This is a genomic window from Staphylococcus sp. FW104-15G4D (assembly GCF_058790135.1).
Genome location: NZ_JBYTCH010000001.1, coordinates 1,280,716 through 1,292,088, shown reverse-complemented (window position 1 = coordinate 1,292,088; position 11,373 = coordinate 1,280,716). Strand labels below are relative to the sequence as shown.

The 11,373-nt window shown below is 34.6% G+C and carries 10 protein-coding genes and 19 tRNA genes; 28 read left to right on the top strand and 1 reads right to left on the bottom strand.

Annotation, left to right across the window (positions count from 1 at the left end; all coding sequences use genetic code 11):
* Positions 1-99: 99 nt before the first annotated feature.
* The 28 genes from AC3WQX_RS06330 (at position 100) to fumC (ending at position 10,311) form a co-directional block, all read left to right on the top strand.
* A tRNA-Met gene (locus tag AC3WQX_RS06330) sits at positions 100-173 on the top strand.
* Positions 174-201: 28 nt separating this feature from the next.
* Positions 202-275, top strand: a tRNA-Ile gene (locus tag AC3WQX_RS06325).
* Between the two features lie 9 nt (positions 276-284).
* Positions 285-374, top strand: a tRNA-Ser gene (locus tag AC3WQX_RS06320).
* A gap of 10 nt (positions 375-384) precedes the next feature.
* Positions 385-460 (top strand) — tRNA-Asp (locus AC3WQX_RS06315).
* Between the two features lie 38 nt (positions 461-498).
* Positions 499-591 (top strand) — tRNA-Ser (locus AC3WQX_RS06310).
* A gap of 10 nt (positions 592-601) precedes the next feature.
* Positions 602-675 (top strand) — tRNA-Met (locus AC3WQX_RS06305).
* 13 nt (positions 676-688) lie between these two features.
* A tRNA-Asp gene (locus AC3WQX_RS06300) sits at positions 689-764 on the top strand.
* Positions 765-782: 18 nt separating this feature from the next.
* Positions 783-855 (top strand) — tRNA-Phe (locus AC3WQX_RS06295).
* Positions 856-863: 8 nt separating this feature from the next.
* Positions 864-939: transfer RNA gene (locus tag AC3WQX_RS06290), tRNA-Thr, on the top strand.
* 6 nt (positions 940-945) lie between these two features.
* A tRNA-Tyr gene (locus tag AC3WQX_RS06285) sits at positions 946-1,029 on the top strand.
* A gap of 7 nt (positions 1,030-1,036) precedes the next feature.
* Positions 1,037-1,110, top strand: a tRNA-Trp gene (locus AC3WQX_RS06280).
* Positions 1,111-1,112: 2 nt separating this feature from the next.
* Positions 1,113-1,185 (top strand) — tRNA-His (locus AC3WQX_RS06275).
* A gap of 11 nt (positions 1,186-1,196) precedes the next feature.
* A tRNA-Gln gene (locus AC3WQX_RS06270) sits at positions 1,197-1,268 on the top strand.
* A gap of 5 nt (positions 1,269-1,273) precedes the next feature.
* Positions 1,274-1,347 (top strand) — tRNA-Cys (locus AC3WQX_RS06265).
* A 7-nt stretch (positions 1,348-1,354) separates the two neighbouring features.
* Positions 1,355-1,429, top strand: a tRNA-Gly gene (locus AC3WQX_RS06260).
* A gap of 14 nt (positions 1,430-1,443) precedes the next feature.
* Positions 1,444-1,518 (top strand) — tRNA-Gly (locus tag AC3WQX_RS06255).
* Positions 1,519-1,531: 13 nt separating this feature from the next.
* Positions 1,532-1,606: transfer RNA gene (locus tag AC3WQX_RS06250), tRNA-Gly, on the top strand.
* Between the two features lie 16 nt (positions 1,607-1,622).
* Positions 1,623-1,697 (top strand) — tRNA-Gly (locus AC3WQX_RS06245).
* A 40-nt stretch (positions 1,698-1,737) separates the two neighbouring features.
* Positions 1,738-1,820, top strand: a tRNA-Leu gene (locus AC3WQX_RS06240).
* Between the two features lie 246 nt (positions 1,821-2,066).
* Complete coding sequence (locus AC3WQX_RS06235) at positions 2,067-3,125, top strand: PTS sugar transporter subunit IIC (protein WP_002434721.1); 1,059 nt, start codon at positions 2,067-2,069, stop codon at positions 3,123-3,125.
* A gap of 143 nt (positions 3,126-3,268) precedes the next feature.
* A complete protein-coding gene (locus AC3WQX_RS06230) occupies positions 3,269-4,726 on the top strand; it encodes an ABC transporter substrate-binding protein/permease (RefSeq protein WP_023350042.1) in 1,458 nt (485 codons plus the stop codon).
* Entirely contained in the window at positions 4,719-5,441 is a 723-nt protein-coding gene (locus AC3WQX_RS06225; RefSeq protein ID WP_492739919.1) for an amino acid ABC transporter ATP-binding protein, read from the top strand. Before AC3WQX_RS06230 ends, AC3WQX_RS06225 begins: the two co-directional genes overlap by 8 nt.
* Before the next feature lie 123 nt (positions 5,442-5,564).
* A complete protein-coding gene (queG, locus tag AC3WQX_RS06220; RefSeq protein WP_087671673.1) occupies positions 5,565-6,728 on the top strand; it encodes a tRNA epoxyqueuosine(34) reductase QueG in 1,164 nt (387 codons plus the stop codon).
* Positions 6,729-6,730: 2 nt separating this feature from the next.
* Positions 6,731-7,201: a tRNA (uridine(34)/cytosine(34)/5-carboxymethylaminomethyluridine(34)-2'-O)-methyltransferase TrmL gene (gene trmL, locus AC3WQX_RS06215; protein ID WP_023350044.1), complete on the top strand. Its 471-nt coding sequence runs from the start codon at positions 6,731-6,733 to the stop codon at positions 7,199-7,201.
* A gap of 179 nt (positions 7,202-7,380) precedes the next feature.
* Positions 7,381-7,980, top strand: coding sequence for a 6-phosphogluconolactonase (locus tag AC3WQX_RS06210; protein WP_002453580.1), 600 nt, complete (start codon positions 7,381-7,383; stop codon positions 7,978-7,980).
* Between the two features lie 27 nt (positions 7,981-8,007).
* Positions 8,008-8,187: an SAS053 family DNA gyrase inhibitor gene (locus tag AC3WQX_RS06205; RefSeq protein ID WP_023350045.1), complete on the top strand. Its 180-nt coding sequence runs from the start codon at positions 8,008-8,010 to the stop codon at positions 8,185-8,187.
* 186 nt (positions 8,188-8,373) lie between these two features.
* Complete coding sequence (locus AC3WQX_RS06200; RefSeq protein WP_023350046.1) at positions 8,374-8,772, top strand: hypothetical protein; 399 nt, start codon at positions 8,374-8,376, stop codon at positions 8,770-8,772.
* A 153-nt stretch (positions 8,773-8,925) separates the two neighbouring features.
* Positions 8,926-10,311 carry a class II fumarate hydratase gene (fumC, locus tag AC3WQX_RS06195; RefSeq protein WP_023350047.1) on the top strand — a complete coding sequence of 462 codons (1,386 nt, stop codon included), beginning with the start codon at positions 8,926-8,928 and terminating at the stop codon, positions 10,309-10,311.
* A 97-nt stretch (positions 10,312-10,408) separates the two neighbouring features.
* On the opposite strand, the gene AC3WQX_RS06190 is transcribed toward fumC, so the two are convergent.
* Positions 10,409-11,239: an RluA family pseudouridine synthase gene (locus tag AC3WQX_RS06190; protein WP_049306969.1), complete on the bottom strand. Its 831-nt coding sequence runs from the start codon at positions 11,237-11,239 to the stop codon at positions 10,409-10,411.
* Positions 11,240-11,373 lie beyond the last annotated feature (134 nt).

Sequence of the window (11,373 nt, the reverse complement as noted above, 5' to 3'; positions counted from 1 at the left end):
GGGGCTTAGCTCAGCTGGGAGAGCGCCTGCTTTGCACGCAGGAGGTCAGCGGTTCGATCCCGCTAGTCTCCACCATTATTAATTTACAAACTACATAACGGCGGTGTAGCTCAGCTGGCTAGAGCGTACGGTTCATACCCGTGAGGTCGGGGGTTCGATCCCCTCCACCGCCACTACTTATTAGTTGTAGAATTATATTTAGGACCTTTAGCTCAGTTGGTTAGAGCTAACGGCTCATAACCGTTCGGTCGCAGGTTCGAGTCCTGCAAGGTCCATATAATTTTGGAGGAATACCCAAGTCCGGCTGAAGGGATCGGTCTTGAAAACCGACAGGAGCTTAACGGCTCGCGGGGGTTCGAATCCCTCTTCCTCCGTTTTATAAATGGTCCCGTAGTGTAGCGGTTAACACGCCTGCCTGTCACGCAGGAGATCGCGGGTTCGATTCCCGTCGGGACCGCCATTTTTAATTAATTTAATAGCGATTTACCTATAAATAATGGAGGAATACCCAAGTCCGGCTGAAGGGATCGGTCTTGAAAACCGACAGGGCCTTAACGGGCCGCGGGGGTTCGAATCCCTCTTCCTCCGCCATTATTATTATCGCGGGATGGAGCAGTTCGGTAGCTCGTCGGGCTCATAACCCGAAGGTCGGTGGTTCAAATCCGCCTCCCGCAATATTTTCTTTATAGGTCTCGTAGTGTAGCGGTTAACACGCCTGCCTGTCACGCAGGAGATCGCGGGTTCGATTCCCGTCGAGACCGCCATTACGATATATTTATTATGGTTCAGTAGCTCAGTTGGTAGAGCAATGGATTGAAGCTCCATGTGTCGGCAGTTCGACTCTGTCCTGAACCATTTAGCACGCCGGCCTAGCTCAATTGGTAGAGCAACTGACTTGTAATCAGTAGGTTGGGGGTTCAAGTCCTCTGGCCGGCACCATCTCTTGGAGGGGTAGCGAAGTGGCTAAACGCGGCGGACTGTAAATCCGCTCCTTCGGGTTCGGCAGTTCGAATCTGCCCCCCTCCACCATCTAAATAGGGGCATAGTTCAACGGTAGAATAGAGGTCTCCAAAACCTTTGATGTGGGTTCGATTCCTACTGCCCCTGCCATGGCGGTTGTGGCGAAGTGGTTAACGCATCGGATTGTGGTTCCGACATTCGAGGGTTCGATTCCCTTCAACCGCCCTTATTATTAATGGGCTATAGCCAAGCGGTAAGGCAACGGACTTTGACTCCGTCACGCGCTGGTTCGAATCCAGCTAGCCCAGTTATTGGCGGCATAGCCAAGTGGTAAGGCAGAGGTCTGCAAAACCTTTATCACCGGTTCAAATCCGGTTGCCGCCTCCAGGATTAAGCGGGAGTAGTTCAACTCTTAGAACACATTCCTTCCCGGAATGAGATATAGGTGCAAGTCCTATCTTCCGCTCCATTAATTTATATCATGCGGGAGTAGTTCAACTCTTAGAACACGTTCCTTCCCGGAACGAGGTATAGGTGCAAGTCCTATCTTCCGCTCCATTAATTTTTCTATGCGGGAGTAGTTCAACTCTTAGAACACATTCCTTCCCGGAATGAGATATAGGTGCAAATCCTATCTTCCGCTCCATATAATTTAATATTAAGCGGAAGTAGTTCAATTTTTAGAACACGTTCCTTCCCGGAACGAGGTATAGGTGTAAGTCCTATCTTCCGCTCCATAATATGCTTCCATAGGGAAGTTTTTTATTTATCTATTGAGCCGGTGTGGCGGAATTGGCAGACGCGCGGGACTCAAAATCCCGTTCCTTTTTGGAGTGTCGGTTCGATCCCGACCACCGGTATAATTTTATATTCTTTTAGGAACTTTTAGAGTGAGAATGTTGTTAAATCAACGTTTTCACTCTTTTTTTAATACTATAATAAATACGAATATGATTATCAGAACTTAATGTGTTAAAGAAGATATTAACCTGAAAAATAAAAAAATACTAAAACACCCTTAAATTTTTACTTTTTCTAAATTTAGTTATTGTTAATCATACTTATCTATAATACTATTAATCTAATGCAATTGTTGGAGGTACATCATGAGTCAATCTCAATTTAGTGGAAAATCATTTTTTAATAATATATTAAATGCTGTAGGGGCGGGGGTAGTTGTTGCTCTATTACCTAATGCGTTATTAGGTGAATTGCTCAAGTTATTTAAAGAAGGAAATCACTTATTAGAAACTATATTCCAATTAGTAACTGTTATTCAATCATTTATGGCTTTTATAATAGGTGTGTTAGCGGCGCATCAATTTAAATTTAAAGGAGCAGGAGCTGCAATGATAGGTACTTCTGCTATATTAGGTTCTGGAGCTATACAGTTTAGTAATGGTGGCATAGCTTTAAAAGGGATAGGAGATATTATTAATGTCATTATTGTGGTCGTTATCGCTTGTGCCATTTATATGTTTCTTGAGGGTAAACTTGGTTCATTTGAAATGATTATACTACCGGTATTAGTACCCGTAGTTAGTGGAGCGATAGGTTTAATGACACTCCCATATGTTCAAATCATTACTAAATCTATTGGTAGACTCATTAATGGCTTTACAGAATTAAACCCATTATTAATGTCTATCCTTATATGTGTGACATTTTCTTTATTGATGGTTACACCTATTTCCCTCGTAGCGATAGCTACTGCTATAAGTTTAACTGGTTTAGGTAGTGGTGCTGCAAATATGGGTATTGTAGCAGCATGTGTAACGTTTTTATTTGGATCACTAAGAGTCAATTCAATCGGTGTCAATTTGGTCCTATTAATTGGTGCAGCTAAAATGATGATACCTGTCTATTTGAAGAACTTAATTATTGCTATTCCCTTAACACTAAATGGGATTATTTGTGGTATAGTAGCGTATCTTTTAAATATTAAGGGGACACCATTGTCAGCTGGTTTTGGTTATACAGGTCTAGTTGGACCGATTAATGCGCTTAATCGAATGTCTGGTGATACGTCTTTCAATATTATTTTATTGATAATTGGTTATTTTGTTGTTCCATTTATTGGTGCGTTTATTATACATCATTTATGCAAAAGATTTATTCATTCATATAGCGATGAAATCTATAAATTTGAAATACCAAAAGAATAAATTATTATATGCATGAGAGCGATGTTTCATGGTAGTATCTATTGAAACATTGCTTATTTTTTTGTCTTTCTTCAAAATTAAATTGCATTATTATAAGTAATTATGTATAATAATGTATATTTATTTAGGAAGGCTCTTAAAGTATGTACAAAATTATTAAAATTCTTATAGTCATTACACTACTTTTAGGCTCTGCAATTACATATATAAATCCAATTGCTAGTGCTGAAGAAGATTCTAATTGGAACAAGATTAAACAACGTGGTGAACTTCGTGTTGGATTATCTGCTGATTATGCACCTTTAGAATTTGAAAAAATAAAAAATGGTAAAACTGATTATGCAGGTGTCGATATTGAGCTAGCGAAGAAAATAGCCAAAGATAATCATTTGAAGTTAAAAATTATTAATATGCAATTCGATAGTTTATTAGGGGCATTAAAAACTGGAAAAATTGATGTCATTATATCTGGTATGACTACAACACCGGAAAGAAAAAAGGAAGTAGATTTTACCGAGCCGTACATGATGACAAATAATGTAATGTTAGTTAAAAAATCAGATAAAAATAAATATAAAGATTTGAAAGATTTCACAGGTAAGAAAATTGCTGCTCAGAAAGGAACTGATCAAGAGAAAATAGCTCATAATGAAATAAAAGATAGTCAAGTATCCTCTCTAAATCGATTACCTGAGTCAATTTTAGCTCTTAAAAGTGGTAAAGTTGTAGGAACAATTGTCGAAAAACCAGTAGGAGAAGCGTATTTAAAACAAAATCCTGAATTAGAATTCGCTGATGTAAAATTTAATGAAGAAAAGAAACCTACATGTATAGCAGTTCCCAAAAATTCGCCAATTTTACTAAAGCATTTAAATCAAACTATTGATGAAGTAAACAACAAAAACCTTATTGATAAGTATATGAATCAAGCTGCTCAGGATATGCAAGATGATGGGAATTTCTTCACAAAATATGGAAGTTTCTTTATTAAAGGAATTAAAAACACTATTTTAATCTCATTAGTAGGCGTTATTTTAGGTTCTATACTAGGTGCTTTTATCGCATTATTGAAAATAAATAAATTTAAACCATTATCTTGGTTAGCAAGTATTTATATTGAATTCTTAAGAGGAACACCAATGTTAGTACAAGTATTTATTGTATTCTTTGGTACCACAGCAGCACTTGGCTTAGATGTTTCCGCACTTATATGTGGAACAATAGCACTTATCATAAATTCATCAGCTTACATAGCAGAAATTATTAGAGCAGGTATCAATGCTGTGGACAAAGGTCAGATGGAGGCAGCAAGAAGTTTAGGTTTAAACTACATTCAAACTATGAAGTCGGTCATTATGCCTCAAGCGATTAAAAATATTTTACCAGCTTTAGGAAATGAATTTGTTACGCTCATTAAAGAATCATCGATTGTTTCAACTATTGGTGTAGGCGAAATTATGTTTAATGCTCAAGTTGTTCAAGGTATTTCATTCGATCCTTTTACACCTTTAATCGTTGCTGCAGTTCTATACTTTATTTTAACGTTTGCATTATCACGCATCATGAGTTTAGTTGAAGGGAGAATGAAAGCTAGTGATTAAAATTAAAAATTTGAACAAAAAGTTTGGAAATCATGAAGTTCTTAAAGATATTAATCTAGAAGTTTCTCAAGGAGAAGTAGTTGCTATTATAGGTCCTTCAGGTAGTGGTAAAAGTACGTTGTTACGTTGTATGAATTTACTTGAAACACCTACGAAAGGACAAGTTATTTTTGAAGGTAATGATTTAACTCATAAAAATGTTCATTTAGATGAATTACGTCAAAAAATGGGGATGGTATTTCAAAACTTTAATCTATTTCCTCATAAAAAAGTGATAGATAATATTATGTTAGCACCTAAGATGTTACTCAAAGTGGATAAAGAGCAGTTAAAAGATACCGCTTTAGCTTTATTAGATAAGGTAGGTTTAAAGGATAAAGCAGATGCATATCCTAATCAATTATCTGGAGGACAGAAACAAAGGGTTGCCATCGCTAGGGCATTAGCTATGAAACCAGATGTTTTATTATTTGATGAGCCTACATCTGCGTTAGACCCGGAGGTTGTAGGAGATGTATTAAAAGTAATGAGAGATTTAGCTAAAGATGGAATGACGATGGTAATTGTTACGCATGAAATGAACTTTGCTAAAGAAGTTAGTGATAAAGTGATTTTTATGGCAGATGGCGTTGTAGTGGAATCAGGTAAGCCAACAGCAATTTTTGAACATCCTCAACAAGAAAGAACTCAAAATTTCTTATCTCGTGTATTATAATAAGCTGATATTTAAATTAAGATAGAACGTAGAAATCTTTCACTATGTCATTGATTTCAGTTCTATCTTTTTTTTAGAAAAAATAAAAACTCACAACGTTATCCTATTTAAACATGTGTTAAAATGACATATGTAATTTTATGTGAGGGGGCAAAGCTTGTGGATTACAAGCAGTTAAAAAGAGAGATTATCGACTATGCCCATTCGATTGGCATTGATAGTATAGGTTTCACAACTGCAGATCCGTTTGATGAGCTAAAACAAAAATTGGAAAGCTATCATTCAAAAGGTTTTGCATCTGGATTTGAAGAATCAGACATCGCTCTAAGAACTGAACCTAAACTAAGTTTACCGAGTGCGCGTTCCATTATCGCAATCGCTGTAGGTTACCCAAATAAATTAAAAGGTGCACCTAAAAGTGTAAGAGGTGATCGACGTGGCATGTTTGCGCGAGCTTCTTGGGGTCAAGATTATCATACAATTATGCGTAAAAGACTTGATAAATTAAGTGAATTTCTACGAGAAAAGGTACCCGATGTCGAGATACAGTCTATGGTAGACACTGGTGTACTTTCAGACAGAGCTGTAGCAGAACGCGCAGGATTAGGATTTGTTGGTAGAAATGGATTTGTTATTTCTCCAGAATTGGGGACTTGGACTTATTTAGGTGAAATGTTAGTGAGTATACCTTTCGAACCAGATGATCCTATTTTAGACAGTTGTGGAGACTGTACAATCTGCGTTGATCGTTGTCCTACGGGTGCATTAGTAGGTAATGGTCAGTTGAATAGTCAAAAATGTATAAGCTTTTTAACCCAAACAAAAGGTTATCTACAAGATGAATACCGTTATAAAATAGGAAATCGTTTATATGGTTGTGACACATGTCAACAAGTGTGTCCTAAAAATAGAGGTATTAATACTCAACATGATGATATAGTACTTGAACCGGAAATCCTAAAACCACGATTAGTTCCTTTGTTGCAAATGAGTAATAAAGAGTTTAAGAACACTTATGGTCATTTGGCTGGAGCGTGGCGAGGTAAAAAACCTATACAAAGAAACGCAATTCTAGCTTTAGCGCATTTTAACGAGGAAAGTGCTATACCAGAACTAAAAGAAGTTGCACTTAATGATCCTAGACCTATGATTAGAGGTACAGCTTATTGGGCTATAGGTCAAATTCAAGGTGAAGACGCAAAGGCTTTTATTAATGAAAATTATGAAAAAGAAATAGAGGAAGTTCAAGTAGAAATGAAAAAAGGCTTGGACATGAGGAGAGACTGAATATGACAAATCATATTGTATTATTTCAACCAGAGATACCTGCTAATACTGGAAATATAGCTAGAACATGTGCTGGTACTTTCACACATTTACATCTTATTAAACCCTTAGGTTTTAGTACAGATGATAAAATGTTAAAAAGAGCTGGGTTAGACTACTGGGAGCATGTAAATATTACATATCATGAAAGCATTGAAGAATTTTTTGATAGCACTAAAGGTAATTATTACTTATTAACTAAATTTGGCAAACAAACTTATAGCGATTTTGATTTTTCTAATACATTAGAGAATCATTATTTTATTTTTGGAAGAGAAACAACTGGGCTTCCTGATTGGGTAAAAGAGAAATATGCTGATACCGCTTTAAGAATACCAATGAGCGATAAAATTAGATCATTAAATTTATCTAATACGGCTGCACTATTAATTTATGAAGCTTTAAGACAACAAGAATTTCCAAATCTTTCATAATTAAATTTTATTTTTAAAAATATATAAATGTCATCATTTAGTTAGAAATGTTATATTTAATCATGAAGTACTAACATTAAACTGAATTTACTTGGTTTGATAAATTGTTTAAAAGGGTATACTTGAAATTAATATCAACCATTCTATGTAAAGAGCAAACTTAGAGGAGTGTAATTAATATGGCAATGAACTTTAAAGTATTTGAAAATAGTGAAAGAGTAGCAGAATATGCTGCAGATATTATTCGTAAACAATTTAATAATAATCCAACTACAATTGCAGGTTTTCACTTAGAAAAAGATCACGCACCTGTATTAGATGAACTTAAGAAAAATGTAGATACGCATGCTGTAGATTTCAGCCAAATCAATATTTTAGATTATGATGATAATAGATCTTATTATGAAGCATTAGGTGTACCTGAAAGCCAAGTGTATTCAATTTCTTACGAACAAGATGCAATTGATTTTATTTCAGATAAAATGAAAACTAAAGAAAATAAAGGTAAATTAATCCTTCAAGTTCTTTCAATTGATGAAAGTGGCAAGTTAGATGTAAGTGTACGTCAAGGCCTTATGGAAGCTAGAGAAATTTTCTTAGTTGTTACAGGTAGTAATAAACGTGAAGTTATTGAAAAACTTTATCGTGAAAACGGCAAATCTAGTTATGAGCCAGCAGATCTTAAAGCACACCGCATGGTAAATGTTATTTTAGATAAAGAAGCGGCTGCAGGATTACCTGAGGATGTTAAAGAATACTTCACAGCACGTTATGTTTAATCAATAAACTATGTGAGGGATTTTATAATGAATAAAGAATATGAATCTAAATTGAATTATCATGAAGAAGAAAATGCTATGGTTACAGATTTAGATGATTTAAAAGAATTAGGAAAAGAAATGGAACAAATTTCAGAAGAAAATGATGAAGATAAATTAAACCAATCTCATGATGAAGATGTTCATTCTGACCTTAATAATGAATAATAATTTATTTGACTCCAATAAGCTAGCTTTTATTAGTTTATTGGAGTTCTTTTTAAATTTATTAATTTTTAGTTTTAAATTTTCATCTACTATGACAAAGTTCCACCTCTACTATGACAAAGTTCCACCTCATTATGGAATTGTGATAAGATACTAAATAGTGAATAATTCAAGGAGATTCAAAATATGTTAGGAAAATATTGGCTGCATTTGATGATAGCAACCATCATTATTAGTTTAATTTCAATTAAAGCGTTTCCGCTTGCTTTAGGAGCTCTCTATTTACCCTTACTATTTAAAATTGTTCAGCTTCAATTAAACCTCTCAAAGGGTTTAATCGATGATGTGAGTGCTCAAACTTTTATTAAAAGTAATCAATCCGGCGTTGTAATCAGTGTTATTTGCTGTTTAGCCATTACAGGTATTCTTATCTATACACTTAATAGCTTTTATAATAGCTTAACTGGATTTTTAGGATTTTTAGTTTCAATTAGTCCATTCACTATTGCGTTAAGTGTAATTTTATTTATTTTAACAGCTATAGCAATTCTACAAGCTATTAAAAGTAAATATAAAAATGCTTAATTCATTATATATTCCCTCATTACTTCTAATCACTTCAGAACATAATGAGGGTTTTAATATTTGAAATGAAAACGTTTCACCTCATCGTTGCCCATACAAATTAAATAGTGCTATACTACAATTAAATAAAGATGAATAAGGGGAGAGAAATGTATGTCAGTCAGAATTGAACATGATACTTTTGGAGAAATTGAAGTACCTGGAGATAAGTTTTGGGGTGCTCAAACTGAAAGAAGTAAACGTAATTTCCCAGTTGGTAAGGAACGCATGCCAATTGAAGTAGTTTATGGATTCGCTCAATTAAAAAGAGGGGCGGCGTTAGCTAACAATGAGTTAGGAAAGTTAAGTGATGAGAAAAAAGATGCCATAGTATATGCATGTGATCGCATTCTAAAAGGGGAGCTAGACGAACATTTTCCATTAGTAGTTTGGCAAACAGGAAGCGGCACTCAAAGTAATATGAACGTAAATGAAGTCGTAAGCTATGTAGCTAATGAGTATCTTAAAGAACATAATAGTGATGAAACGATTCATCCTAACGATGACGTAAATAAATCACAAAGCTCTAATGATACATTCCCAACAGCAATGCACGTTGCTTTATATCATGAAGTTGAAACAAAATTAGAACCAGCGCTTAAGAACCTGCGTAATACTTTAAAAGAAAAAGAAGATCAATATCAATCAATTATTAAAATTGGACGTACACATTTACAAGATGCAACCCCAATTAAATTAGGCCAAGAAATTAGTGGTTGGCGATATATGTTAGATAAATGCGAAGAACTTTTAAGTGAATCTAAGAAACATATCCTTAGTTTAGCTATCGGTGGCACAGCAGTGGGAACTGGAATAAATGCTCATCCAGAGTTTGGAGCTAAAGTAGCTAAATTTATTTCAGATAACACAGGGTATGCCTTTGTTTCATCTGATAATAAATTCCATGCTTTAACTGCACATGATGAAGTAGTTCAATTACATGGTACATTGAAAGCATTAGCAGGCGATTTAATGAAAATTGCAAACGATGTAAGATGGTTAGCTTCAGGTCCAAGAGCAGGTTTAGCAGAAATTTCTATTCCTGAAAATGAACCTGGTTCATCTATTATGCCTGGTAAAGTTAATCCAACACAATGTGAAATGTTAACTATGGTCGCAGTACAAGTTATGGGTAATGATACTGCAGTTGGTTTTGCAAGTTCACAAGGTAACTTTGAATTAAATGTATTCAAACCAGTTATTCTTCATAATACTTTACAATCAATTTATCTATTAGCTGACGGTATGCAAACATTTAATGATAATTGTGCAGTAGGTATTGAGCCGATTGAAGAAAATATCGACAATTACTTAAATCAATCATTAATGTTAGTTACAGCATTAAACCCACATATAGGTTACGAAAAAGCGGCTCAGATTGCTAAAAAGGCGCATAAAGAGGGATTAACTCTTAAAGAGTCAGCTATAAATAGCGGATATGTTACTGAAGAACAATTTGAAGAATGGATTAAACCAGAAGACATGGTTGACCCTCACTAATTAAATCTATGATAAAAGCGAGAGGCGTATTGAATAATACGTCTCTCGCTTATTTAATATTACATATTATTGAGCCTCTATCTGTTCTATAGTAGACTTATGCCTTTTTATCATCCAAGCTTACCGAAACCAACTCACGTGTTAGTGGATGAATCAATTCAATTTTATGACTATTAAGTTCTAATTTACGCAATGTTGAATCACCATATAATGGATCACCAATTACAGGGTGACCGATTTCTGCTAAATGTACTCGTATTTGATGCGTACGACCTGTATCAAGTTTAATATCAAGTTGACATATACCTTCTTTAATCATCTCAGAATTTAAAATATGAGTGATTGCACGTTGTCCTGTATTTGAAATTCTACGCTTATTAGGATGGAATTTGTCTTTACCAATAGGCATATCTATTGTTTGAGGTTTGATTGGTAACAATGCTTTAACGTTAGCTTTGTAAATACGAGTAATTTCATTTTCTTCTAACATTCGATCTAAGATTTTCTTCATAATTGGATTCTTAGCAACAATAAGTAAACCCACTGTTTCTTGGTCTAAACGATGAATAGGTTCGACATATTCACTGTCAACTGTGTAAATTACATGATTCATAAGTGTATTACTCTCTTTTAAATCATTTGGATGTGTTTTAACACCTTTGGGCTTCATCACTATCGCAAAGTCATCATCTTCATAATAAACCTGTGCGTAACGATAACTAGGTAAATAATTACTTTTTTCCTCTGGTGTAGGTATGAACACCGAATCACCGGTTCTCACTACATCAGTTAATTTAGCAGATTGATTATTGATTGTTATATCTTTTGACATATTAAGTTGATGTAAGTCTTTTTTAGGGAGTTTGAGATTTTGAAATATCTCTCTTAAAGTTTTCTCATTATATTGTTCAGGTATCGTAAATTTCATAATATCCTCCTATAGTTCATTATTATCATAACACAAATTTATTACTCTCTATATCATGTTTATTTTTGAAAATGAATTTTCAAATACTTATCAATTGTGTATTTAATTACATTTTCAAAATAAAGCTAAGGCAT

Coding starts and splice junctions, on each gene's coding strand:
- AC3WQX_RS06235 (WP_002434721.1), top strand. CDS start 2,067: ATGAGTCAATCTCAATTTAGTGGAAAATCATTTTTTAATAATATATTA.
- AC3WQX_RS06230 (WP_023350042.1), top strand. CDS start 3,269: ATGTACAAAATTATTAAAATTCTTATAGTCATTACACTACTTTTAGGC.
- queG (WP_087671673.1), top strand. CDS start 5,565: ATGACATATGTAATTTTATGTGAGGGGGCAAAGCTTGTGGATTACAAG.
- trmL (WP_023350044.1), top strand. CDS start 6,731: ATGACAAATCATATTGTATTATTTCAACCAGAGATACCTGCTAATACT.
- AC3WQX_RS06210 (WP_002453580.1), top strand. CDS start 7,381: ATGGCAATGAACTTTAAAGTATTTGAAAATAGTGAAAGAGTAGCAGAA.
- AC3WQX_RS06205 (WP_023350045.1), top strand. CDS start 8,008: ATGAATAAAGAATATGAATCTAAATTGAATTATCATGAAGAAGAAAAT.
- AC3WQX_RS06200 (WP_023350046.1), top strand. CDS start 8,374: ATGTTAGGAAAATATTGGCTGCATTTGATGATAGCAACCATCATTATT.
- fumC (WP_023350047.1), top strand. CDS start 8,926: ATGTCAGTCAGAATTGAACATGATACTTTTGGAGAAATTGAAGTACCT.
- AC3WQX_RS06190 (WP_049306969.1), bottom strand. CDS start 11,239: ATGAAATTTACGATACCTGAACAATATAATGAGAAAACTTTAAGAGAG.